The 23,531-nt window shown below is 47.5% G+C and carries 21 protein-coding genes and 1 pseudogene; 11 read left to right on the forward strand and 11 right to left on the reverse strand.

What is annotated here, in order from left to right; translation table 11 throughout:
• Positions 1-124 (reverse strand): pentapeptide repeat-containing protein (locus QUA47_RS30970; protein ID WP_445302502.1); only part of this gene is annotated, 124 nt, incomplete at its 3' end.
• A gap of 11 nt (positions 125-135) precedes the next feature.
• Between QUA47_RS30970 and QUA47_RS30975 the strand changes: the two are divergent.
• Positions 136-966, forward strand: a pseudogene (locus tag QUA47_RS30975) (calcium-binding protein); the annotation flags it as partial.
• Between the two features lie 15 nt (positions 967-981).
• The gene (locus tag QUA47_RS10775; RefSeq protein ID WP_445302503.1) at positions 982-3,165 is read left to right on the forward strand and encodes a calcium-binding protein; all 2,184 of its coding nucleotides are present in this window, start codon (positions 982-984) and stop codon (positions 3,163-3,165) included.
• Positions 3,166-3,297: 132 nt separating this feature from the next.
• Here the strand turns inward: QUA47_RS10775 and QUA47_RS10780 are convergent, their stop codons facing one another.
• From QUA47_RS10780 to QUA47_RS10800, 5 genes are all read right to left on the reverse strand, one after another.
• Positions 3,298-3,972: a haloacid dehalogenase type II gene (locus QUA47_RS10780; protein WP_333430736.1), complete on the reverse strand. Its 675-nt coding sequence runs from the start codon at positions 3,970-3,972 to the stop codon at positions 3,298-3,300.
• Positions 3,973-3,986: 14 nt separating this feature from the next.
• A complete protein-coding gene (locus tag QUA47_RS10785) occupies positions 3,987-4,943 on the reverse strand; it encodes a GDSL-type esterase/lipase family protein (RefSeq protein ID WP_333430737.1) in 957 nt (318 codons plus the stop codon).
• A 135-nt stretch (positions 4,944-5,078) separates the two neighbouring features.
• Positions 5,079-6,374, reverse strand: a complete 1,296-nt coding sequence (locus QUA47_RS10790) for a TldD/PmbA family protein (RefSeq protein ID WP_333430738.1) — start codon at positions 6,372-6,374, stop codon at positions 5,079-5,081.
• Positions 6,375-6,822: 448 nt separating this feature from the next.
• Positions 6,823-7,683 carry a Tab2/Atab2 family RNA-binding protein gene (locus QUA47_RS10795; protein ID WP_333404933.1) on the reverse strand — a complete coding sequence of 287 codons (861 nt, stop codon included), beginning with the start codon at positions 7,681-7,683 and terminating at the stop codon, positions 6,823-6,825.
• Positions 7,684-7,715: 32 nt separating this feature from the next.
• Positions 7,716-7,856, reverse strand: coding sequence for a hypothetical protein (locus QUA47_RS10800; RefSeq protein ID WP_333167734.1), 141 nt, complete (start codon positions 7,854-7,856; stop codon positions 7,716-7,718).
• Positions 7,857-7,954: 98 nt separating this feature from the next.
• Between QUA47_RS10800 and QUA47_RS10805 the strand changes: the two genes are divergently transcribed.
• The 3 genes from QUA47_RS10805 to QUA47_RS10815 all read left to right on the forward strand — a co-directional run bounded on the left by QUA47_RS10805 (position 7,955) and on the right by QUA47_RS10815 (position 10,848).
• The gene (locus tag QUA47_RS10805; RefSeq protein ID WP_333430739.1) at positions 7,955-8,740 is read left to right on the forward strand and encodes a nucleotidyltransferase domain-containing protein; all 786 of its coding nucleotides are present in this window, start codon (positions 7,955-7,957) and stop codon (positions 8,738-8,740) included.
• A 62-nt stretch (positions 8,741-8,802) separates the two neighbouring features.
• Complete coding sequence (locus QUA47_RS10810) at positions 8,803-9,525, forward strand: pyridoxine 5'-phosphate synthase (protein WP_333430740.1); 723 nt, start codon at positions 8,803-8,805, stop codon at positions 9,523-9,525.
• A gap of 576 nt (positions 9,526-10,101) precedes the next feature.
• On the forward strand, positions 10,102-10,848 hold the full coding sequence (locus QUA47_RS10815) for a hypothetical protein (RefSeq protein ID WP_333430741.1): 747 nt from the start codon (positions 10,102-10,104) through the stop codon (positions 10,846-10,848).
• A gap of 89 nt (positions 10,849-10,937) precedes the next feature.
• Here the strand turns inward: QUA47_RS10815 and QUA47_RS10820 are convergent, their stop codons facing one another.
• Together QUA47_RS10820 and QUA47_RS10825 are read right to left on the reverse strand one after the other, a co-directional pair.
• Positions 10,938-11,960 carry a tetratricopeptide repeat protein gene (locus tag QUA47_RS10820; RefSeq protein ID WP_333430742.1) on the reverse strand — a complete coding sequence of 341 codons (1,023 nt, stop codon included), beginning with the start codon at positions 11,958-11,960 and terminating at the stop codon, positions 10,938-10,940.
• Between the two features lie 349 nt (positions 11,961-12,309).
• Positions 12,310-12,672, reverse strand: a complete 363-nt coding sequence (locus tag QUA47_RS10825; RefSeq protein WP_006635303.1) for a hypothetical protein — start codon at positions 12,670-12,672, stop codon at positions 12,310-12,312.
• Between the two features lie 398 nt (positions 12,673-13,070).
• Between QUA47_RS10825 and deoC the strand changes: the two genes are divergently transcribed.
• From deoC to QUA47_RS10855, 6 genes are all read left to right on the forward strand, one after another.
• Positions 13,071-13,751: a deoxyribose-phosphate aldolase gene (gene deoC, locus QUA47_RS10830; RefSeq protein ID WP_333289011.1), complete on the forward strand. Its 681-nt coding sequence runs from the start codon at positions 13,071-13,073 to the stop codon at positions 13,749-13,751.
• 259 nt (positions 13,752-14,010) lie between these two features.
• The gene (gene recO, locus QUA47_RS10835) at positions 14,011-14,886 is read left to right on the forward strand and encodes a DNA repair protein RecO (RefSeq protein WP_333430743.1); all 876 of its coding nucleotides are present in this window, start codon (positions 14,011-14,013) and stop codon (positions 14,884-14,886) included.
• Between the two features lie 231 nt (positions 14,887-15,117).
• On the forward strand, positions 15,118-16,689 hold the full coding sequence (locus QUA47_RS10840) for an MFS transporter (RefSeq protein WP_333430744.1): 1,572 nt from the start codon (positions 15,118-15,120) through the stop codon (positions 16,687-16,689).
• A 26-nt stretch (positions 16,690-16,715) separates the two neighbouring features.
• A complete protein-coding gene (locus QUA47_RS10845; RefSeq protein WP_333404945.1) occupies positions 16,716-17,942 on the forward strand; it encodes a glycosyltransferase family 4 protein in 1,227 nt (408 codons plus the stop codon).
• 90 nt (positions 17,943-18,032) lie between these two features.
• Entirely contained in the window at positions 18,033-18,461 is a 429-nt protein-coding gene (locus QUA47_RS10850; RefSeq protein ID WP_333217268.1) for an NUDIX hydrolase, read from the forward strand.
• Between the two features lie 111 nt (positions 18,462-18,572).
• The gene (locus tag QUA47_RS10855) at positions 18,573-19,484 is read left to right on the forward strand and encodes an NAD(P)H-dependent glycerol-3-phosphate dehydrogenase (RefSeq protein ID WP_333430745.1); all 912 of its coding nucleotides are present in this window, start codon (positions 18,573-18,575) and stop codon (positions 19,482-19,484) included.
• An 86-nt stretch (positions 19,485-19,570) separates the two neighbouring features.
• On the opposite strand, the gene QUA47_RS10860 is transcribed toward QUA47_RS10855, so the two are convergent.
• The 3 genes from QUA47_RS10860 to QUA47_RS10870 form a co-directional block, all read right to left on the reverse strand.
• Positions 19,571-19,876 carry a small RNA NsiR4-regulated ssr1528 family protein gene (locus QUA47_RS10860; RefSeq protein ID WP_333430746.1) on the reverse strand — a complete coding sequence of 102 codons (306 nt, stop codon included), beginning with the start codon at positions 19,874-19,876 and terminating at the stop codon, positions 19,571-19,573.
• Positions 19,877-20,100: 224 nt separating this feature from the next.
• Entirely contained in the window at positions 20,101-23,274 is a 3,174-nt protein-coding gene (locus QUA47_RS10865) for an SNF2-related protein (RefSeq protein WP_333430747.1), read from the reverse strand.
• Between the two features lie 82 nt (positions 23,275-23,356).
• Positions 23,357-23,527 carry a hypothetical protein gene (locus QUA47_RS10870; protein ID WP_333430748.1) on the reverse strand — a complete coding sequence of 57 codons (171 nt, stop codon included), beginning with the start codon at positions 23,525-23,527 and terminating at the stop codon, positions 23,357-23,359.
• Positions 23,528-23,531: the final 4 nt, after the last annotated feature.

Consider the following 23,531-nt stretch of genomic DNA (forward strand, 5'->3'; position numbering starts at 1 on the left):
CCGACAAGTCCGACTCCGACAAGTCCGACTCCGACAACTCCGACTCCGACAAGTCCGACTCCGACAAGTCCGACTCCGACAACTCCGACTCCGACAAGTCCGACTCCGACAAGTCCGACTCCAACTGAGGGCGATGATTTCCTCGAAGGTAGCGCTCAAAACGACACCATCGACGGCCTCGGAGGTAAGGATTTAATCTTGGGTTATGCAGGAAATGACTCCCTCTCTGGCGGCGACGGAGATGACTACTTAAATGGCGACGAAGGAAATGACAGCCTAATTGGCGGCGCAGGAAATGACATCTTAGACGATAAATTCGGCAATAATTTGCTCTCCGGCGGCGACGGCGATGACGGAGTTTTCGGCGGAAACGGTGCCGACACCATCACAGGAGATGTCGGCGATGACTACTTAAATGGCGACGAAGGTGACGACAGCCTGTTTGGCGGCGCGGGAAATGACATCTTAGAAGATGAATTCGGCAATAATTTGCTCTCCGGCGGCGACGGCGATGACGGAGTTTTAGGCGGAAACGGTGCCGACACCATCACAGGAGATGCCGGCGATGACTACTTAGATGGCGACGAAGGTAACGACAGCCTAATTGGCGGCGCGGGAAATGACCTCCTAGACGATGAATTGGGCAATAATTTGCTCTCCGGCGGCGACGGCAATGACCAAGCTTTGGGCGGCAGCGGTGCCGACTCCCTCACAGGAGATGCCGGCGATGACTCTTTATTTGGCAACGAAGGCAATGACTCTATTTCTGGCGGTGTCGGCAGCGATATTGCAGATGGGGGTGACGGCAACGATACCCTAGAAGGCGGTGACGGCAATGACGAACTAAGCGGCGCCGAAGATAACGACAGTATCAATGGCGGCCTTGGTAATGACGCACTCTATGGAGATCAGGGTAACGATACCCTAGAAGGCGGTGGCGGTGCCGATAGTCTCTTTGGCGGCATCGGCGATGACTTCTACGTGTTAAATGCTACTTCTGCAGGGGGCAGCATCATTGCTGACGACAACGGCACCGATAGTCTAACTCTCAATGGTCTCACGCTGGCGATCGGCTTGGCCGCCGGTACGGCAGGCGTGACGCGGGGTGGCGAGTTCAATACTGACTTGCAAATTGACCTCAACAAGGACGGGATTTTTAACGCGACTGACGACTTGTTGATTCTCGACTTCTTCGCGGAACCAAATCTCGAACAAGGAGATAGTTTTATCGAACAAGTTGGCAATCTCTCAGGGGCCGATATTCTCAAAAGTTTCCCGCTGAAGGCGACTCCTGAAGATGATTTCCTTCCCGGTGGCAGTGGCGATGACAGCATTGACGGATTGGCCGGCAACGATGAGATTGACGGCAATCAAGGCAATGATTCGCTGTTCGGCAACGCTGGCAATGATGTGTTGAACGGCGACGAGCTCATTGTGATTAGTGAGGCCGAGGGTGACGTAATTCTCGGTACGGGGATTGGCAACGACTATCTCGACGGCGGCGATGGCGACGACACCCTCGACGGCGGCGAAGGTAACGATACTCTGGTAGGCGCTGCCGGTGATGACAGCCTTTGGGGCGGTGAAGGTACTGACATTATCAATGGAGGAGATGGCAAAGATTCTCTGTACGGGGCTGAAGGGAATGACAGTTTGTTTGGCAGTGCCGGCAATGACTTTTTGTTCGGAAACGAAGACAATGATACTCTCGACGGCGGCGATGGAGATGATTCTCTAGATGGCGGTTTGGGCAATGACAGCATTGTCGGCGGTGCCGGTATCGATACGGTGTCTTATGGTACTCTGCCGAGTCCTGTGAATATCAATCTCGCGGCGGGAAGTTCCACAGCCGAAGGTACTGATACTCTCACCGGTATCGAAGTTATCATCGGTACAGCTTTCGCTGATACCATCACCGGCAGCAGCAGCGATGAAAGCTTAATCGGTAACGGCGGTGCGGACATTCTCACCGGTGGCGGCGGCAACGATACCTTTATCCTCGAACCCACACAATCCGCCGCCAGCAAGATTCAAGCAGGTGCCGGCACTGACAGCCTGGTTGTCACGGGTGTTACCGCAGCTTTATTTCTAAGTCCCGGTAAAGTTGGAGTCGATCGCAGCGGTACTAGCTTGCTAGTAGACATCAACCAAGACGGTAAAATCAACGCCGCAGATGACATCGAAATTCTCAATTTCTTCGATTCTCCAACCAACAATGGCCCCGGCAGCGGATTTATCGAAACTGTTGCAGGTTTGTCGGGAAATACTATTCTCGATCGCTTTGTTCCTCCATCTCTACCCCCACTCACAACCACACCCACACCTACCCCAACTCCCACACCTCGCGGCCCCCAAATTTTAACACCGGCAATTGGGATTCCGAGTCCGAATACTACCGTTGATTCTACTTTCAACGGCGGGCCGCTTAGCGATTTGTTCTTCGGAACTCCGCAAGCTGACGCACTGGATGGTTTAGCAGGAGACGATACGATTTTCGGCTTAGATGGTGCTGATAATATCCAGGGCAATGACGGCGAAGATTCGCTATTGGGCAATGGTGGCACCGACTTTATAGATGCTGGAAATGGCAATGATATTGTTTACGGCGGTAAAGCTTCCGACGGCATCTTAGGTGGCGGCGGTAATGATTCGCTGTACGCAAATAAAGGCTTGGATGTTGTTTTGGGAGGAGACGGCAACGATATAATTTTTGGTGGAAAGGGCGATGATTCTCTCGGCGGCGATGCGGGAGATGACAGCATTTTCGGTCAGTTAGATAAGGATTTCTTGCTCGGCGGCAGCGGTAATGATGTTGTTAGCGGTGACGTTGGGGATGATACTTTAGCAGGTATCGATCCGATTGCTACTAACCCAGGAGTTGGGGAGTTTGATACTTTGACCGGCGGGGAAGGGAAAGACCGTTTCTTGCTGGGAGATAGTGATAAAATCTACTACTCGGGTGATGGTAATGCTGTGATTAGTGACTTTAATTCGGCAGAGGATGCGATCGTCCTTTCGGGAATTAAGGCTAGTTATTCGCTGTCGCTTTCGGGGAATGTTACTAGCATTTTCCTCAAAAAACCCGGTCAAGCTGACGATTTAATTGCGACGGTGCAAGGGGTGATGGATTTGAATCTCGATCAACCTTATTTCACTTTCATTTAGGATTTGAGGGATTTTTTAACCGCAGATGCACCCAGATTAACGCTGATGAATTAATCAGCGTTAATCTGTGGGACGGGAGTCCCGCCTGTTAGCTATCTGCGGTTGTTTACCCTATAGCCTCCACCAATGTTTTTAAATCGGGCACTTCCAAGTCTGGCTGGCCGAAACTGCCGGCAGTGTCGCCCCAAATCCTGTTTTGTCGTGTCTGCGATTTACCCAAACCGTTGAGATTCCCATGGATGTGGCTGGTACAATGTCATGATAGATGCTCTGAGCAACGTGCAGGAGTTTGTCAGCAGAAATTCCCATTGTTTCTAGGGCTATTTCAAAGTTGCGAGTTGACGGTTTGTACGATCGCACTTGTTCCGCAGTAATCAACCAGTCGAATTCAACTTTTAAGTGTTTGGCTGTCTCAGCAAACAAGTCATCGTCTATATTGGAAATTACTGCCAGTTTGTATTTCTGCTTTAGTGCTTCCAAGGCTGCAACGGTATCGGGAAATGGTTGCCAATTTTTGACGGAATCAACCAAACAGTTTATTTCTGTTTCTGTAGGTGCAAAATTCAATTTTTTACCGAACTTTTTAACTATTTCTTGCAAAATTTCCCGATATTTTATATAAGAATGATTCTCGTTTTCTAGTTCGGATTCAACCGCAGCAAAAAGCTCTAAAATGCCGTCATCGCTGAAATCAATTTCCCGATTTGACAGTAATTGTTTCAAGGCGGGCAATATCCCTCTTTCCCAATCTATCAGAGTACCGTAGCAGTCAAAACTCACAACTTCAAATTGATTGAAGTCCAGCATATTTCGCTCCTAGTTTAGGGTTGATATTCAGCAAAAATTTCAATTTTTCCAACTATATTGCGATTAAATTCGACCAATTCTTCTGCGGGAATCCAATATTCTTGGTGACTAGAACTGCCCACAGTTTGTACGGGATATTTTTCCAATAATTCTGCCGCCACTCGAAAGCAGGTAACATAGCCGAAATATCCCGATGCTGCATCTTTTGTATTCCAATCTCGCGCGACTTGTATGGCATAGGCTTTTTGAAGCACGGGATAAAAAGTAGGCTGAAAAGATAAGCGCGGCGGAAATTCCATAAAATCGCTTTCTTTAATCAGTTCCATTTCTTTTTTTCCCACTGCTCGGAACAGCGTTACTGTTTTTTGCTCTGATATATTGATATTTTTAAACCAAGCTTTCCAACCGCTCCAATTGTGAACTATTTTAGCCAATTCAGCGTAACCGGCGGCGCGGGGATGGGAGCCATCGTTTTCGGTAAGTTCTTTTTGCCAAATTTCCGAGTTTTGCAGCGGGGTGCACACATCTAGATAAGGCACGTTTAACTCGCGGCAAACTTGGGAAAACTGTTCGGATAAGTTGGCAATCCGGCTTGTGCGATCGGCATCGATAACTGGCGGTGGCCCTACCATTAATACTGGAAATATTTCTTTAGCTGACGTGAGAATAGCTCGGGCATTTTCAATTGATTTGTCAACTTCTATGCGATTTTTTTCCTTTTCTAGGTGAGTGTCATTGACGCCAAAGGAAAATACGATTCTGCCGTCGCTGTAGTGAGGTAAGCGGCAAGAAACTTCGCTCAACCAACGAGTTTCTATATCGGCACTGGTTTCTCCCCTTATTCCTAAATTGTAGTAGGTAATATCGTGTCCTTGTCCGCAAGCGGCAGCGCAAATCCGTCCTGTCCAACCGAGACATTTTGGATCGCAAGTACCGTTTACAAAAGAATCGCCGATAAAACAAATACGCATATTATGTGTGGGAATTGGGAATTGGGAATTGATGACTGTTGACTGTTGACTGTTGACTGATGATTGATGATTACTAACAACTGACTACTAACAACTGACTACTAACAACTGCTACCTGCCAACTGCCAACTGCCTTTAATTCTTGCCGATGACGGACAATCCCTCTACAATTACAGACGGTGTGTGGCAAGAACCGTTCCACTCAGAGTCTCCTCCCAATTCTACTAATTGTTTGAGGACGCTGTAGACGTTGCCAGCTACCATTGTGTCTTTAATTCTGCCGACTATTTGACCTTTTTTGACTCGGTAGCCGAGATCGACATTAATAGAAAAATCTCCGGAAATTCCGGCACTGCCGCCAAGCATTTGATCGACTACAATTCCGTCGTCTAATTGAGCGATTAAATCGATTAGCGAAAGCGAACCTGGTTTAATCAAAACATTGAACAAACTCGGTGTCGGATAGCTGCCTAAACCCGGGCGAAATCCGTTGCCGGTGGTGCCGCTACCCAAGGCTCGACCGGTGGTGCGATCGGTATAAAATAGCTGCAACACTCCGCTGTTGATAAAGACGATCGCCCGAGTGGGAGTACCTTCGTCGTCAAAAGGACAGCTATAGGGCCCGATATCCGGCTGCTGCGAGAGGGTGACAAGCGGCGATGTCACTTGTTGGCCTAATCGATCGTTCCAAGGCGAAGCGCCTTCGAGTACCTGTTTGCCGTTCAACGCCGCACACACAGTCCCCCACAGTAAATCGGCTGCTTTGGCTGTAAATAGCACCGGCACGCGGCCCGTGGGGGGGGCTACATTGTCTTTCGCCCATTCCAAACGCTGCAAAACTCGCCTGGCGCTGGTGTTTAAGTCGAGAGTACCGCGTTCGGTTTCGCCTTCCCAAATGTTGAGGAAATCTTCTCCCCGCACTAATTCTGCTGATAAGTAACCGCTGAGGGTGGTGTCGGTGTGACTGGAATCCAAGCCTCTGGTGTTCACCAAGCGGGTGCTCTCGATTTCGCAGTCGAGTTCGGCGGTGCAGAGGCTTTCTGGATAGGCTTCGCGGACGATCGCGATCGCCTCTTTTCCCCAGTTTACTAGCTGTTCGGCCGACACCGACACTCCGCGATCGGGATAAACAACTTTCTCACCGGTGCCGAGTTCGATGGTTTCCGGTTCGTTGAGTTGTGAAAGCGCGATCGCCCTGTCCACCAAAACTTGCAGTTCCACAGGCCCGTAGGCCACCGCCAAACCCGGTCGCCCATCCCGCCACAGCCGCAGTGCAATGCCTTCTGCTTGGGCGGTTTCTAGCTGTTTGAGGCGGTTTGCTTCAAAAAACACCGGCCTTGACAGCGATTGCGATTCCAATACCTCAGCAGCTTCTGCACCTGCTTTGGTGGCTAGTTCTAACAGTTGTTCTGCTGATTGCTGGTTGGTCATTGTTCTCGGTGGTTGGTAATGGGCGATCGGTAATACTATTTTCGATTTTCGATTTTCGATTAAAGAATTGGCAATAACTTACTGGGTATGGGTTTGGATCGCGGGCATACATTTAGATTCTTTGGGGAAACTGGTGGAATGCACCATCGCAAGATTGTACGCCTTTGTGATTGTTTGCATCTTGCCAACCGCTTAGCGTCGATTTTAGCTTTTAGATTTTAGGTTTTAGATTTACTCCACAGATGAATCTGGGAACTTGAACTAGAATCTAAAATTTTGATATTTCCACCACAGGAGTACGTGGGACGGTATCTGTTTTTGGCTGCGGTCAGAAACCGACTTTTTTACTGCGATTCAGCTCTGAAAGCCGAGATTTTCCCTAAAAAAATCCGGTTGCTTAAATCTGATTGAGAATGCTGCCCGATATCAGTTATTGCCAAGCGAGCTACTAAATAGTTAGTTCGTGCAGCAGCCAAAATCCTGCAAAAGATTCCGAATCGGGGTTCGACTGAATTGCTAAGAAATGTACTTTTTTTGCTTGCTTTTTAGCGGCTTCAAATCCTTTCCCTTCTCTCTCAGTTGCTGCGTCTCTGAGATTAGCTAAAATCCAGCGATCGTTAGCTCCCGTATCTAATACCAGCCTAGCGGGTGGGCCGCTCTCAAATTTCAGAAAAGCCAACTCCAAGCCCGACATCCAACCTGCCAGGGCTGTTGCTCTCGACGAGTAGATAATTAGTCCCGGAATTTGCGTTTCTGGGGCGAGGCGTGTCATCGGCAGTCCGAAAGCTTCGCCAAATCCGATATCCCACTCGGACATTTCGTCAAAAGCTGCTAGTGGCAAACTCACAAACGCCCATTTTTCGCCGATTAAAGCATCCGGCAGCGCAACTGGCGTTTCGGGTACAAATTGAACGCTCGGGTTCACAACCGCTTGATAGCCCGGTTCGGCGGGATAAACGTCTTGCATCCGTTCTTCCAGCCACAGGCTGAGGGCGAGGGTGCGGCGGCTGCAGGCGGCGGCAATGTCCAAGTCCTCGCAGGCTTTAGTAATCATGTTCGCCATTTGGCGGCGGAAAAAGCGGATTTTTTCGGGCCGTTTCGGTGCTGCGGCGATCGCCTCTTTAATTGCACCCGCCAGCCACAGGGAATTCACGGTAGAACTGGAGCAGAATTGCGAGTAGCGAAACAGAGATTCGGCCTTGTCGCTTACATTCAGCGGGCTTTCGCAGATCAACACTTCCCATTTTTTTTTCTCTCGCTCGTCTAGGATTGGACGGCTGTAAAAGTCGAGTTCCCAAATAGTAGCCATGCCGCGCTGTTAAAAATTAATCCTTTCTCATGTTACCGGACAGCGGGCAAGTTTCTGATTCTGACAATATAAGGCTGATTTTCAATCGCGGGCGATCGCACTTTCCCAAAGATTGCCACTTTCCCTTGCAGCTTACCGTGTAATTTTTGGCAGCAGTGCACAACCGGAAGCATTAGCAAATCCTCGGACAACTGTAGCGGAGCAATCTCAACACGCGATCGTTTGTTAAACTTGTGCAAGCCAGGGAAAACAAACAGTATAGCTTGATTCCATGAGACAAATCATTCTCGAAAAGATTGTTTCTACCTTACAACCTTTAGATTTTGTTCTCGCTTTGTGGCAAGGAGGTTCAGCAGCCCACGGATACACCGACGAGTGGTCAGACCTCGATATTGCCGTTGTGGTTGAAGATAACTGCGTGGAAGAAACATTTGAGATTGTTGAAAAAGCCCTCGCCGAAATTGCCGACATCGAACTCAAATATCGAGTTCCCGAACCCGCTTGGCACGGTCAATCGCAGTGCTTCTGGCGGCTCAAAGAAACCCCGCCGTCTTTGCTAATTGATTTTGCCGTTTTTCGGCGCAGCAGCCGCAACGATTTTCTGGAAATAGAGAGACACGGACAAGTCCCGATCGCCTTTGACAAAGCTAATCTAGCTGTACCCCATCTTTTGGATAAAAACCATCATTTATCCCAAATGCAAACCCGATTCAACGAAATTAAAATCCGTTTCGATTTGCTGCAAGCTCTGGTTAAAAAAGAGATTTATCGCGAACATTTAGTAGATGCGATCGGCAACTATCACAATTGGACGCTTCTCCCCTTAGTCGAACTGTTGGGCATGATTTACCGTCCCCACAGATACGACTTTGAACTAAAATATTTCACCCGAGATTTCCCGCCCCAAATAGTCGATCGCATCGCACCGCTTTTCTGCATTGCCAACCTTGAAGATTTGGCAGCCAAACAGCAAATAGCTGAATCTTTTTTTGCAGAAAGTTTACCGCTTGCAGAAGCTAATTTTTACTGGGATAACACCCTAACACGAACGCAATAGGCTCAAGGTTTCGTACCGAAAGCGATTAACATAGTAGCATCAACCTTAAAGAGTAACATCCCATGACTAAACTCAGCGTTAACATCAACAGAATCGCCCTCCTCAGAAACTCTCGAAACATCGGTATCCCCAGCGTTACGGAAGCCGCAAAAACAGTAATTGCTGCCGGAGCTCATGGCGTTACAGTCCATCCCCGCCCCGACGAAAGGCACATCAAAGCTGCCGATGTTTACGAATTAGCTAAAATGCTAACCGTTGAGTTTAACATAGAAGGAAATCCGTTTCAGCCGCCATTTATGGATATAGTTTGCGACGTAAAACCGGCTCAGTGTACCTTAGTCCCGGACGCTCCAGACGTGCTAACATCGGATAGCGGTTGGAATATTCCCGAAAATCGCGATCTGCTCTTACCAATCATTGAAAAATTAAAAAACCACGGCATCAGAGTCAGCTTGTTTATGGACGCAGATGCTGCTCTCATGCCGCTAGCAAAAGAAGTTGGAGCAGATAGAGTAGAATTGTACACGGAACCCTACGCGACTGCTTTTCGCGAAGGTAGAGTAGAATTTGTTTTTCAACAATATGTCTTAGCAGCTCAAGCCGCTCAATCAGCAGGTTTGGGAGTGAATGCCGGACATGATTTAAATTTGCAAAACTTAGCTAAATTTTGCTCGATTCCTGATATACTAGAAGTATCAATCGGTCATGCTTTAATTGCGGAAGCCCTAGAAATGGGCTTGTCCAAAACAGTACAAGCTTATCTGCAAATCCTGGCAGGTTCGTAATAGGAATTAACCTCGTGGGGGAGGGCGGATTTGGCAGTAAGAAACTCGTTTGTATGAGAGTTTCTGACTAAATTTGCCCTAGAAAAATACAGTATTAAAACTTACAAAAACAAGGGTTGCACGCGCTACAAATATGGTAATGTGCGGTTTGCAGCGCCCTACATAATTAGACGATCGTCAAAAATGAAGTAACACTACGGGCTTTCACCCCGTGGGGGTGCTAGCCGTTTTATAGTAGCAAGGCAGAGCCCGAATCCCAGACACCGCGTTTTTTGGGTGGGGGCATTTCTTTAGCAAGATCCTCGGAAAAAGCTTTAATTTTCCTCGACAAAATTACTAATATTCCGTGATGATATTATGCGTAAGGAGTATCATTAAAATGTCCCGACAAACTGAGGCTACTACTTAGCTCCCGCACTGCCAATTTGCTACCAGCAGATTTTGTGCCAGTACGGGATATTTACGTGTATCCTAGATGCTCCTGTAGCCTCTGTGCGATCGCCAGATTTAATCCGGTGAAAACAGGCAAACACAAGTAACCATATACAACTCTTTACCCCCCTTCGGAAGTGCGACATGAAAAAACTAATTTTACTGACTGGAATGCTACTCATGATGACGGCAAAATCAGTATTTGCCAGCCCAGTAGCCCCCAAAATTGCGCCGAGCGAGCTGATGGCTGCCTCGGAAATTACAGAAACCCTTAACAAACCCGTTACCTCTGAATCAGTTCCCAACCTCGAACCGATCGAGCGAATGTCAACCTCGGAAATCCGAGAAACCATCAACCAACCCACCACTTATATTTTTGAAGGCGTCAAAGGGCGAGAACTCACTCTCTCCCTGTGGGCGGGAAAACTGACAGCCGAACTGTACAGTCCCAATGGTGAAAATATGGGGGTTATTGAAAAAACAGATAATCAGTGGGTCGGTCAGTTGCCAGAGTCCGGCATCTACCGCGTGCGAGTTACCCCGAAAGGTGAAACCACCAGCTTCGTACTCGGACGCGACTTTAACGCCAAGTGGACTTATAGGCCCGATCGCGCAATTCCCATAGCCTTCAAGGAAAAACAAGCCACAATCAAACTCAAAATGTCCGGCTACCAAATCCAGCCCATCACGGTTCAAGGCAAGCAGGGGCAGACAATTAGGGTGACAGCTAACAAAAAAAATCTAGATCTGGCGATCGAATCTCCGTCGGGACAACTTCTGGATCAAGGCGAAGGCCAAACTTTTGCTCAACTCCCCGAGTCCGGAACCTACCGGGTAATCGTAGTTGCCAAGAGGCCGGTCAAGCCCTCAATCCGAGTTTCTCTGCAATAGCAAAGATTGCACAAATACTGTCGAGCGATCGAATTTGCGCCACCCAAAAAAACAGCTCCCCAATTGGGCGAGCTGTTTTTTGCGTAACATTAACCTTGGATCAGCGCTTCAAAACGTTCTTGTTTCCAAATGCAGCTTAAATCCGAGTCAGCTAAAGCTAGCTCTCGGTATAAATTAGGGATAAACTCAACAGCCCGCTGCAAATTGTCAAGGGCCAAATCAGCAAACCCCAGTAGCGCATAACAGCAAGCTTTATTGTAAAAAGCGTTAGCAAAATCAGGATTTATTTCTAAGACTGTTTCGTAGCAAGCAATCGCCTCAGAGTAGCAGCGTTTTCGCGCCAATTCCACACCCCGGTTGTACCAAATCAAATAATCTTCAAAGGGACGCTCAGATGTGGGAGTAAACTTGGCATTTCTCTGATTTAAACCTATTAATTTCTCCAAAGCAACTCTCCGTTCGCCCACCGCTTCGGCTCTGCCCGGTTGTAGAGCGATCGATCGGCTAAAACTAGCCACTGCTTGTTTGTAAAGTCCCATATAGTTCGCAGCTAGACCGCGATTGTACCAAGCCTTCGCGTCGTCAGGCTTAAACTCGATCGCCCGTTCAAAACTGTTGAGCGCCTGATAGTAAAGCTTGAGTTCCAACAAGGCATTACCTCGGTTGTACCACGCCCAAGCAGCCTCCGGGTGCAAAGTTAAAGAGCGATCGAAACTCAGAACCGCCTTCTCGTACAGCCCCATATCGATCAGCGTCAGTCCCCGGTTGTGCCAAATACTCCCCGAACACGGACTGAACTCCAGAGCCCGGTCAAAACTGTTGAGAGCCTCCAACCAGCGGCCCAACTTTCCTAAAGCAATAGCCCGGTTGTGCCAGCCAAAGCTCGCATTCGGCTCCACCGCCAAGGCCTCATCAAAACTCTTCAGCGCCTCTAAGTGCCGTTCTAATTTCCCCAGAGCCATACCTCGGCCGAACCAAGCCTTATAATGATCTGATTGCAACTTCAAAGCTCTGTTAAAGTTCGCCAGAGCACCATGATCATCGTTAGCTTCGAGGTGACGCGAACCCAGGTGGTAGTACCAAGCCGCTTCCAAGTTTTGAATTAAGTTCATAATATTTCGTATCTATCTTAAGGATGATTCTATCTCAAATCCTACTGGGAGTAAAACGGTAATTCCACTAAAAATCGGAAACTTTTGATACAGGGCGATCGCCCGTACAAACTACCCGTAACAACCTCAACAATTTGTGGTCGAAACTAACTATTTTCCTCTGCTAAAATGCTCTTTTATCTAACCGCACTCATCGTTTTTTAGAGCTGCTGCGAATCTTAACTCTACGTGAATCGCGCAACTCTAACCACCGCATCCCGAATTAGGTTTGCAGTTACACAAAGAGTCCTAGGGCGCCCCAAGTCTAACTGCAAATCTCACAGTGCGATCGAACTTCTGCTTGCCCTATTCAAGCAACCACAACCGCTGTTTTAGCATTCTCACTCAACAGCAACTGACCTGTTGCATCAATACTAAAATCTTTGCCCAGCACAAAACCCTTGCCCATCAACCGCTGGCAAACAACCAGCGCAGTAATCCGGCGAATTTCTTCCATCACGTCAGCAGGAATCAAATAACTCAAACTCCAGAGTACGGACTCGCAGTCATACCAAATCAAACGCTCAATACTGACAATCATCAAAGCCGCTACACTGTCAACAGACAGCCGCCCTCTGAGATCCGCAATCAAATCTTTACCAATTAAGCTATTGCGACTCATCATCGCTCTAGCCATCTTCCCAATTTCTTGTTCGAGTTCTAAATGATTCATGCTTGGCACTGGCTTTTATTTTTTTAAAGCACTACTAAAAGTAAAAACAGTAGCCGCTACCAGGCTCTGCCCTAGCGTAGCTGACGCAGGCTCTACCGCAACTCTTTTAACAAAGTATACCTAAAGAAAGATAAAAAATATATCTAAAGGGAGATACGAAAATATTTTTTTCTTAAATAAATCTGTAAACAAATTCCCACAAGAGTTTTTACGAGCAGCGAATTGAGTATTTATACTTGCTAGAACCCGGAGTAAAGTCAATCGATTGAAGAATTGAAGAATTGGAGAAAGTGACCTAACGGATGAATTCGGGGGGTTGTACCCAGGCTGCTTTTGGTCAAAAATGGGTAAATTCGATACATACTTAATAAAGTAGTTACTTCGGAGAAAAAACAGCAATGGCTGCAAACCAGGCAGACATCGATATTGCCCCCTTGATCGACTACGGCCTGATCGACCCCACCGCTACACCAGAGCAAGTAGAATACTGTTGCCAACAAGCAGAGAGATTTGGGTTTGTCACAGTTTGCGTGTATCCCGCCTACGTCAGACAAGCAGTTGAGCTGCTGCACGGCAAACGTCCCAAAGTCTGTACAGTTATAGGTTTTCCCACCGGTGCTTCGACTTCAACGGTGAAAGTTTACGAAGCTCTAGAAGCTGCAGATAATGGAGCCGTAGAGTTAGATGTCTCCGTTAACTTAGGATTGTTGAAAGCTGGAAGAATCGACGAATTCCACCGGGAATTAGCCCAAATTTGCGAAGAAACCAATCTCACCATCAAAGCAATTATCGAAAGTTCGCTTCTTTCCGATCCCGAAAAACAATTAGCGGCTGAGATTTGTATGGAAGCTGGTGCCGCCTACATCAAAACGAACACTGGCTTTTTTGGCCCGGCGAAAGTTGACGATGTGCGACTGCTGAAGGAAGTTACGAAGGGACGGATTGGGATTAAAGCGGCCGGCGGAATTCGTACTCACGAACAAGCTCTAGATTTGGTAGTAGCTGGGGCAACTCGTTTGGGGACTTCTCGCGGCCCCGAATTACTCCGCCAGCGCGATAATTTAGATAAAAGTCATTAGTCATTAGTCATTAGTTATTAGTTATTAGCAATGGCTAATTGGTCATGGCTAATTGGGAATTGGTGCGCCCTTACGCACCCTACAACTAAAAGTTCTGCCTATTGGACTGTTTTTGCTAGTGTCTAGTAACAATACTTCGGACTGTTTTTGATTGCCAACAGTAGAATGACTGTTCCAGGTTGAGCGACCAACGAGGACAATGAAACTGTCCGAAGTATTGTAGTAAATCTAAAATCTAAAATCTAAAATCTAAAATCGAGTGACTCGAACTTACAAAGCAACTGGAATCAATCTCAAGAGTGCGCCGATCGGCGAATCCGATCGAGTGCTGACAGTTTTGACGCGGGAATTCGGCTTAATTCGAGCCGTAGCACCGGGTGTTCGCAAACAACGATCGACCATTGGCGGTAGAAGCGAATTATTTGTCGTTAACGAATTGCTAATTGCTAAAGGCCGATCGCTCGACAAAATTACCCAAGCCGACACTGTACAATCCCATCCGGGTTTGAGCCGCAACCTCGGGAAACTCTCCGCCGCGCAATATCTGGCCGAATTGGCGATCGCCAGCGCCCTTTCCGATGAGCCCCAAGAAGAACTCTTTTGGTTGCTGGGCGAACATTTGAGCCGTTTGGAGCGTTTGTCTGATCGCACAGAAATCCAATCCGCCGCCGTGCTTGTCGCCCACCTCAGCCACGGCATTTTTCACTTGCTAGCTTTAGCCGGCCTCGCGCCCCAAGTCCAAGTTTGCTGCGCCACCAGACAGCCGCTCATCCCAAACTTCACCGATCCGAACTGGCAAACCGGGTTTAGTATACCCTCTGGGGGAACCTTCAGCTTGTCCGAACTAGCTAACTTAGAGGCAGAACTCTCTTCACAAACCGGTAGCTTGTACAAATCCCCCTCCCGTTCCCGCCAAATGAATAGCAGCAAACACTTGACAAATTTCGAGATTAATGCTAAGGAATTAGCAGCGCTGCAACAGTTGGCTAGTCCAGAACTAGGAGAGGGGATTGCCGATCGAACAACTTGGGTATCAGTAGAAAATATTTTGCGACAATATGCCCAGTATCATTTAGGTTGCATGATTCGCTCGGGAAGCTCGATCGACACCTACCTAGAGAGTTTTGAGTTTTAAATTTTGAGTGTTGAGTTAAATAGGTGAACGGGCGATCGTACATCGCACCCCCAGCCTGCCGGATACCCGAACCAGCCGGCCATTTCAGGTAAATTCTCAAGGTTGTTGCGACATCAGATAATAGATAGAGATAAAGTTACGAGATTATTAATAAACTTAGGGGTTAACACCTCAATTTGAAATTCCCGTCCCCCCAACCTCCACCATCCCAGGCGATCCCCCCCAAATCCTATGATGCGACTGTCCGATTCTGATTTGACAATATCTGTTTTAGCTGTGACCCACCACAAAATGGAAGAACGAGAAAATTTTCCCGATTTTCGCTCCGATCCCGTCTTGGCCGATCGACAATGGAGCAACGTCGAACACCCAGAAATGGATAAATATCCCACAACTCCCGAAACAGACTCCAGCAACGGCAAAAGCCAACAACCCGAAGCAATCCCCCCGGTTCCCACACCAGAGCCAGCAGCAGAACTCTCCGAAGCAGTAGCCGAAACTCCCGAAAAAGAAACAGGATTTCTGCCAGTGCTCAAAAACCCAAATTTTCTAGCATTGTGGAGCGGGCAAGTTTTTTCCCAACTAGCAGATAAAGTTTATCTGGTACTGACGATCGCCCTCGTGGCCAGCCGCTTTCAAGCGCCAGATCAAACCATCAGTAGGTGGGTATCGGCAATCATGATCGCCTTTACCATTCCCGCAGTGCTGTTCGGAGCCGCCGCGGGCGTGTATGTCGATCGCTGGTCGAAAAAAGCAGTGCTGGTCGCCACAAACCTCCTGCGGGGAGGCTTTGTTTTAACATTGCCCGTGCTGCTGTGGCTCTCTGACGGGTGGGAACTCGGTCAACTGCCGCTCGGATTCTGCTTGCTGCTGCTAGTAACATTCCTAGTCTCGACCCTAACTCAATTTTTCGCCCCAGCAGAACAGTCAGTGATTCCCCTAATTGTGGAACGCCGCCACCTGCTATCGGCAAACTCCCTCTACACCACAACCATGATGGGTTCGGTGATTATTGGCTTTGCAGTCGGAGAACCCTTACTAGCTTTAGCCGACACCCTATTTACCAACCTCGGCGGCGGACTGGGAATCGGCAAAGAATTAGTAGTAGGCGGAAGTTACGCCTTCGCCGGAGTGCTGTTGCTGTCGATGAAAACAGGCGAAAAAAACGATGCCGAACACGAAGCGCCACACCCCCTAGCAGATTTGCAAGACGGCCTGCGTTACATCAACGATCAACCGAAAGTCCGCAATGCTTTAATTCAACTAATTATTCTGTTTTCCATTTTTGCAGCCTTGGCAGTTCTAGCAGTGCGGCTGGCAGAAATCCTCCCCGGTATGAAAGCATCACAATTTGGCTTTTTGCTGGCGGCGGTGGGGGTTGGCATGGCTACTGGGGCGGCGACAGTCGGCTATCTGGGCCATAAATTGTCTCACTCCCAACTGAGTTTAATCGGATCGATCGGCATGGCACTTGCTCTGATGGGCCTTTCTGCATTTACACACCATTTGTGGCTCTCGGTGCTGTTCATTACCCTGTTGGGTTTATTTGCCTCATTGGTGGGAGTGCCGATGCAGACTACAATTCAAGCAGAAACCCCAGAAGAAATGCGCGGAAAAGTCTTCGGGCTGCAAAACAATGCCACTAATATCGCTTTGAGTTTACCCTTGGCTTTGGCCGGGGTAGCCGAAACATTTCTGGGTTTGCCGACCGTATTTTTGGCTTTAGCAGGATTAGCGATCGCTGGCGGTGTCTTAACCTGGTATATTTCCCGTAGCAGTAATAGCAAAGTCGATCGAAGCTAAAAAATAACAAACTCTGATTTACTCGAATGCACATCGCTTGGCTAGGAAAAAAATCACCTTTTTGCGGTAACGTCACTTACTCCAGGGAAGTCACCAACGCACTACTAGACCGGGGATACCAGGTCAGTTTCCTGCACTTCGCCCAAGAAGCGGGCCCGCTGGACAGGAACAATACGGGGTGGAACATGGCAAATGGTTCATGGGGAAAGGGAATTGCTCAAACCTCATTTACCAATTCGCTATCGCCCGCTAGTTGCAACGAAGTCTCTTTACCCTGTCACTACAAGTCGCAAATTTATACGATTCCCACTCTCAAGTCCCGCACAGTGCTGATGAAATCTCTGCGGCGGCTGAAACCCGATGTGGTTCACGCTTCCCTGACGCTTTCGCCTTTAGACTTTCTGCTGCCGGAAATTTGTCAAGAATTGAATTTGCCTCTGGTGGCGACTTTTCACCCGCCGTTCGATCGCAAATTGCGGAATTTGACATCGGGAACCCAACACCTGATGTATCAACTTTACGCTCCGTTTTTGGCGAACTACGACTCGACGATCGTATTTTCTTACATTCAGCGGGATATTTTGGTGCGCTTGGGAGTGCCGGAAGAACGGGTGGCAGTGATTCCCAACGGCGTGGATGCTGTTAAATATTCTCCAGGGCCTTCGGGGTTGAAGTCGGAATTAAAAGCCGATCGAATTTTTGTTTACCAAGGCCGCATTGCCCAGGAGAAAAATGTCGAGGCTTTGCTCAAGGCATGGAAACAGTGCAATTTTGGCCCTGGGAACGTATTGGCGATCGTAGGCGACGGGCCCCTAGCCGCCTCGCTGCAACTGTTTTACGGCGAAGATGATGGCATTGTGTGGCTCGGATTTGTTGCCGAGGAGGAACGCCGGATCGAAATTCTGCGGGGTGCCGACGTATTTATTTTGCCTTCTTTGGTGGAGGGACTGTCGCTGTCGCTGCTGGAAGCCATGGCCTGCGGTTTAGCTTGTTTGGCAACGGATGCGGGTGCTGACGGCGAGGCCTTGGAGGAAGGCGCGGGGATAGTTTTGAACACTCAGCGGGTACGGAGTCAGTTGCAAACTTTGCTGCCGCTGTTTTGCGATCATCCTGAGTTGGGAATGCTGCTTGGTCAAAAAGCACGCCAACGGGCGCTCGACCGCTACACTCTCAGTCAGAATATTACTGAGTTGGAAAAGCTGTACTCTGAGGTTTTGCAAAAGCAGCGGGTGCCACTTCGCGGTTTAGCATGATTCAACAGGAAGAAGGAACTCCGAACCAGTTGAAATTAATCCGTGTATCCGTGTCAAAATTCGTGTCGTGCCTTGCTTCTTCCTTTACAAATGACTTACCGAAATCCTGCTCCTACAGTTGATATTATCATCGAGTTAGCCGATCGCCCCCATCGGCCTATCATACTCATCGAACGCCGCAATATTCCCTACGGCTGGGCACTTCCCGGCGGTTTTGTCGATTACGGGGAAGCGGTAGAAACGGCGGCAAAACGCGAAGCTTTAGAAGAAACAAGCTTGAATGTAGAATTAATCGAGCAATTTTACGTTTATTCTGACCCAAATCGCGACGCCCGCGAACACACTATCAGTATTGTATTTTTGGCTTCTGCAACGGGCGAACCTCAAGCCGCCGACGATGCTAAAAATTTACAGATTTTTGAATCTTGGCAGATTCCCCAGCAATTATGTTTCGATCACGATCGCATTTTGCGCGATTATTGGCGTTACCGTCATTATGGATTGCGGCCGCGTTTGTAGGTTGAGGATTTTTTAACCGCAGATGCACGCGGATTAACGCAGATTGATTGCTATGATTTATCTGTAATTTATCTGTGTTAATCTGCGGTTAAATTCATTAAACTAAATTCTATGCCAAACTTGACAATATTAGGCGGAGGTGCTTGGGGTTCGGCACTGGCAAATCTGGGAGGCAAAAAAGGATCTCGAGTTAATTTGTGGTCGCGCAGCAGTTCTTTTAATCTAGAATCAGTTATAACAGGTGCGGATGTTGTTGTTTCGGCAGTTTCGATGAAAGGAGTTGGAGCAACAGTCGATCGACTTTTGGCTTTAGAGTTAAGTCCGAGTACAATTATAGTTACCGTCACCAAAGGTTTAGACCCCGCGAGTACGCGCACTCCATCTCAAATTTGGCAAAATGCCTTTCCTAACAATTCAATAGTGGTACTTTCTGGCCCTAATCTTTCCGAAGAAGTTCAGCAGGGATTGCCGGCTGCAACGGTAGCGGCGAGTTCGGATTTAGCGGCGGCCACACAAGTCCAAAATATTTACAGTTCTGATATTTTTCGGGTTTATGTGAATGAAGACCCGCTGGGGACTGAGTTAGGTGGAACTTTGAAAAATGTATTTGCGATCGCCGCTGGTGTTTGCGACGGTTTACAATTAGGAACTAATGCTAAATCTGCTTTGCTGACTCGCGCTTTGCCGGAAATGATTCGGGTAGGAGTTCGTTTGGGAGCTCGCGCAGAAACTTTTTACGGTTTGTCTGGTTTGGGAGATTTGCTCGCTACTTGCAACAGTCCTTTATCGCGCAATTATCGGGTTGGTTTCGGATTAGCTAAAGGCAAATCTTTGGAGCAAATTTTGTACGAATTGCAGAGCACTGCTGAGGGTGTTAATACTACTAATGTGTTGATTGATTTGGCTACTCAACGCGGCATTGAAGTTCCTGTATCTCGTCAAGTTTATCGCTTATTAAATAGTGAAATTACTCCAGAACAAGCCGTTTTATCGCTGATGGAACGCACTTTGAAACCGGAGTGAGTAAGTTTTTTAGCATTAAAATTTAAGCTTTTGGGCGGGCAAGATGCCCACCCCACAAGAGTTTGGAAAAATAGGATAAATACTATCTACTTACCGCCGTAATAAAAAGCAATTTCTTTCTCTTTAAGCGGTGCAAAGCCGGCATCGAGGAGCATTTTATCGAGCTCGTTTTGAGGCAGATGTTTGACACCGATTCGGACAATGCGCGATCGCATTGTATTTGACACGCCACTGCGCTGTCTGCCGGCTTCTAAGCCCATCACTTGCTTGTAGAGGTCTAATTTTGCTTGCGGAATCGGAGTACCGTCAAAGTCGATCCCAGAGGCGATCGCAACATCGATCGCATCTGCACCAGTTGTAGATTGAGCCGCTGAGTTTGTTTCTGAAGACATTGTGCAAATTAAATAAAAAGGACGATCGTCATAAAAAGTAGTTTAGTCCTAAAGTGCCAAAGTTGAGCACCAAACTCTAGCACTGCTGAAAGTATAGCAGGAGTCAGGAGTCAGGAGTCAGGATAAGGATGCTTAACTATTAAGGGTGGAAGAAATCATTAATGTCTTAACGGCCGAGAAGGTTGCTATAGCGTAAACTCGTGAAACAGGCTAAACATATTCGATTAAGCACAGTTTGACATAAGGGCGATCGCACTTAGCATTTCTTCAAACAACGGATTGCCAAAACTCATCAATTGCAGTGAAGCATTTTCCTCAAAGATATCCGGGTAAAATGTGATATAATAACCGCGACTTTTATAGTTAAGCTGCCAAGTGCGATTTTCCGAACGATCGAATGTAGCGCCAATCTGCTTTAAAATCACAGAATTGACAAACAAATTTTCGATGGTTTCAGGAAACAGAGAAGTCGGCGGCAAAGGTTGACGGATTTCTTGCAAATCTGATTCTACATCCATCGCTACCATTTCATCGAGGGCAAGGCGCAAAGGCGGCGCGTCTAAAATGCGATCGAACTCTCCCAACAAAACGCCCTCTTCTTCGGGATCTGCACTCATTACAGCTTGTTCGATGAAAGTGGGAACTCTCGCGAGAATCGGTTGCAAATTGCCGACTACGGTTTGAAAAGCATCGATGCGATCGCGCAATTTCTTGTAAACCTTCGCCTCTACTGTTCCGTCATAGTAAAAATTGTGTATTCTTACGGTATCATAAATCTGGCCGATGCGATCGAGTCGGCCGATTCGCTGTTCTACACGCATGGGATTCCAAGGCATATCATAGTTGATTAAAACGCCGCAAGTTTGCAAATTTAGCCCTTCCGATGCGGATTCGGTACAAAGTAAAATTTTGATGATTCCGTGTCGGAATTGGGTTTTAATTTGTTCTTTCGGAAAAGTTCGCCATTCTCCATTTTGATACAATTCTCCGCCGCGCCCGGAATAGCAAGCAATCTGAGCACCATATAATTGTTGTAAAGCAGTTCTGAGATAGTCCATTGTGTCGGTGTATTGCGTGAAGACGATCGCACTTTCGCGCTGGATTAGTTCTTGACGCAAAATTGTGATAAAATGCGAAAGCTTGCTATCTTCGCCTGTATTCTCGAACTGATACAGTAAATCTTCTAAATATTTAATTTCTTCAGGATCGGCTGGTTCAAAATAAGATTCCATCCCTTCCAAAATCACATCATCCGCATCATCTAAATCCTGAAAATCATCTTCAGTAATGCTAATTCCTTCGAGGCGACGCTGTAAAGATTCGCGGATGGCATAAAACGAACTTGTCAGGCGTTTGCGGTAAAGAGTCATCAAAAAACCTAACGCTTTGCGGTTGTCTTTTTGCGCGAGATTGTAAAAGTGGCGCACGTAATTGCTGACGGCGAGATAAAGCGGGACTTCGCGGTTATTTTCTAAAGTAATCGCATTGTCTCTGACGGCGCGGTGGGGAATATCGCGATCCAACAATCCGCGCTGATAGTATTGGCGCAAGGTGTCGCGGGTGTGGCGAAACATCAAATCTTTGAGGGGAGTATTCACTGTCAAATATTGGCGGGAAGCGGCGATAAAATCCGTGTCTTCCACAACTTGTTTTGGGTTGACTCGCTGGTTTTTTTCCCACACATCGCGCAACTTATAATATAGTAGCCGATCGCCCTTCTGTAAATATTCCTGCAACCGAGTACAGGGCGAACCCCCTTGCTGGAAGTAATCCACAGACATCTGCTGCCAAAAATTCAAGGTTTGGCGATCGGGCTTTTCCGACAGCGTGCTAAAATAATTGCAGAAATTCTCACCATAAGACCAATGTCCCCGGAGTCCTAGAAGGTGCAATAAATCGAAAACTTCGATCGCGTCAATCTGCATCGGCGTGGCGGATAATAACAATAGCGATCGACTTTTTTCTCGCAACTGCTGCATTAACTGTAGCAAGCGATTCGGAGTTTCCTTGCGGTTTTGCGGGCTTTGGCGGCGGGCGTGATGCGCTTCATCCAGAATCACCAAATCCCACGGTTTGGCGTCTAGGAGTTCTTTGGTACGATCGCTCCGACGGACTAAATGAGATGATGCTAAAATCAGATTTTGGGAATTCCAAATATTTTCTTCCCCTGACTGACTTTTCTCCCCATACGAATTTTTTAATTCACCTTTGTTGTAACTCCAAAAGTGCAAATTGAATTTTTCGCGCAATTCTTCGTGCCATTGCGGCTGAATGCTGGCGGGTGCTAAAATTAACACACGTTTGACTTTTTTACTGACAAGCAAGTAACGCAGAATCAACCCAGTTTCGATGGTTTTCCCCAATCCAACTTCATCCGCAATTAAGAAACTTTTCGGGAAATTTGCCGCCACTCTACGCAATATCTTAATCTGATGCGGCCAAGGTGCGATCGGAATTGATTTCAAACAATAATCGAGACAACTTGGTGAAGCGTACAAGTTGAGAAGCGGTTCAAATTTAGCATAATCTAGGGATAATTCAGCATCCCCAACTCCTCCTCCTAAATCCCGACTCCTAACATCCGTTACATCCGCTACATCCGTTACAAAATCCGTTGCCGAACCTCCCTCATCCGTTACATCCGTTACAAAATCCGTTGCCGAACCTTCCTCCCGATTCCACACAGGCTTACTGCTAGGCGCATAGCTGAGTAGCTTATTTTTCACCGCTTCCGGCACTTCAAAAACGCGCACATTCGGCGATAAATTGTTCCACAACTGTTCAAACCGAAAAATTTCTTCAGAAACTCGTTCCGCATCTCTGCCGCCTTCCCAAGCACAATAAACGTGGAAAGATTCAACGTTGCTTTCCCAACCGCTGAGAGATTCGTTATTGGAACCGCTAAAAGCTAATTGTGCGCCCTTGCTGTCGGTAAAAATGCCGACTTTTTCATGAAAAATATGCTGCCGATCGAGTAAACTTTCAGTATCGACTGGTAAGCCATTAGATTTGAGGGGAACGGCAATTTTAATATCGAGATAACTGTTTTGAATCAGCCAACTGAGGATTTCAAAATGTTTGAGTTGCGCGAAGGTTTTGGGCGGCTGTAAATCGGTATCGAGGCGGATAGTAACTGCATCTCGCAGGGCGTAACCTTGTTGGATGGCTTGCAAATCTTGCGGGCTGAATTGACAGCCCATGATTAACCGCATCCGCCCTTGATTGTGCAGCATCGCACCCAATCCCTGCGCGACTTTACTGAGGATAGCGCTGTTGAAAAAGCCGGATTTACGATCGTACTGTAGAGCACATTCTAGCGCGGGAATGTAGAAATCGGCGATCGGGTTATTTTCGTTGCTAGAATAGCTAATCCGCCAAGCATAATCTGTTAAATTCATGTTATTAGTTATTCTTTAAGGTTCGTAGTTGCGCTTCAGCGCCGCCCGGATCGTAGCGCGGGCAACTACAAACTTATTTTAATCAAGACTTACGCAAAGGGGGAATCTCATCAGCCGAAAGTGTCACGACTTTTCCATCCTGCCAAATACTAATAGATTGTCCGAGTTTGCGGTGTTTCTCGATCGCCTGTGCGATCGCCATTTTAACACCAGCATCGATTCGATCGGACAATTTCTGATTTGTTTGAGTCATCGGA

This window comes from Microcoleus sp. MON2_D5, assembly GCF_036701905.1.
In the GTDB taxonomy this organism is placed as follows: Bacteria; Cyanobacteriota; Cyanobacteriia; order Cyanobacteriales; family Microcoleaceae; genus Microcoleus.

What these genes read in the sequence shown, in the direction of transcription:
- QUA47_RS10780 (WP_333430736.1), bottom strand. Translation starts at nt 3,972, where the DNA reads ATGCTGGACTTCAATCAATTTGAAGTTGTGAGTTTTGACTGCTACGGT.
- QUA47_RS10785 (WP_333430737.1), bottom strand. Translation starts at nt 4,943, where the DNA reads ATGCGTATTTGTTTTATCGGCGATTCTTTTGTAAACGGTACTTGCGAT.
- QUA47_RS10790 (WP_333430738.1), bottom strand. Translation starts at nt 6,374, where the DNA reads ATGACCAACCAGCAATCAGCAGAACAACTGTTAGAACTAGCCACCAAA.
- QUA47_RS10795 (WP_333404933.1), bottom strand. Translation starts at nt 7,683, where the DNA reads ATGGCTACTATTTGGGAACTCGACTTTTACAGCCGTCCAATCCTAGAC.
- QUA47_RS10800 (WP_333167734.1), bottom strand. Translation starts at nt 7,856, where the DNA reads ATGCTTCCGGTTGTGCACTGCTGCCAAAAATTACACGGTAAGCTGCAA.
- QUA47_RS10805 (WP_333430739.1), top strand. Translation starts at nt 7,955, where the DNA reads ATGAGACAAATCATTCTCGAAAAGATTGTTTCTACCTTACAACCTTTA.
- QUA47_RS10810 (WP_333430740.1), top strand. Translation starts at nt 8,803, where the DNA reads ATGACTAAACTCAGCGTTAACATCAACAGAATCGCCCTCCTCAGAAAC.
- QUA47_RS10815 (WP_333430741.1), top strand. Translation starts at nt 10,102, where the DNA reads ATGAAAAAACTAATTTTACTGACTGGAATGCTACTCATGATGACGGCA.
- QUA47_RS10820 (WP_333430742.1), bottom strand. Translation starts at nt 11,960, where the DNA reads ATGAACTTAATTCAAAACTTGGAAGCGGCTTGGTACTACCACCTGGGT.
- QUA47_RS10825 (WP_006635303.1), bottom strand. Translation starts at nt 12,672, where the DNA reads ATGAATCATTTAGAACTCGAACAAGAAATTGGGAAGATGGCTAGAGCG.
- deoC (WP_333289011.1), top strand. Translation starts at nt 13,071, where the DNA reads ATGGCTGCAAACCAGGCAGACATCGATATTGCCCCCTTGATCGACTAC.
- QUA47_RS10840 (WP_333430744.1), top strand. Translation starts at nt 15,118, where the DNA reads ATGATGCGACTGTCCGATTCTGATTTGACAATATCTGTTTTAGCTGTG.
- QUA47_RS10845 (WP_333404945.1), top strand. Translation starts at nt 16,716, where the DNA reads ATGCACATCGCTTGGCTAGGAAAAAAATCACCTTTTTGCGGTAACGTC.
- QUA47_RS10850 (WP_333217268.1), top strand. Translation starts at nt 18,033, where the DNA reads ATGACTTACCGAAATCCTGCTCCTACAGTTGATATTATCATCGAGTTA.
- QUA47_RS10855 (WP_333430745.1), top strand. Translation starts at nt 18,573, where the DNA reads ATGCCAAACTTGACAATATTAGGCGGAGGTGCTTGGGGTTCGGCACTG.
- QUA47_RS10860 (WP_333430746.1), bottom strand. Translation starts at nt 19,876, where the DNA reads ATGTCTTCAGAAACAAACTCAGCGGCTCAATCTACAACTGGTGCAGAT.
- QUA47_RS10865 (WP_333430747.1), bottom strand. Translation starts at nt 23,274, where the DNA reads ATGAATTTAACAGATTATGCTTGGCGGATTAGCTATTCTAGCAACGAA.
- QUA47_RS10870 (WP_333430748.1), bottom strand. Translation starts at nt 23,527, where the DNA reads ATGACTCAAACAAATCAGAAATTGTCCGATCGAATCGATGCTGGTGTT.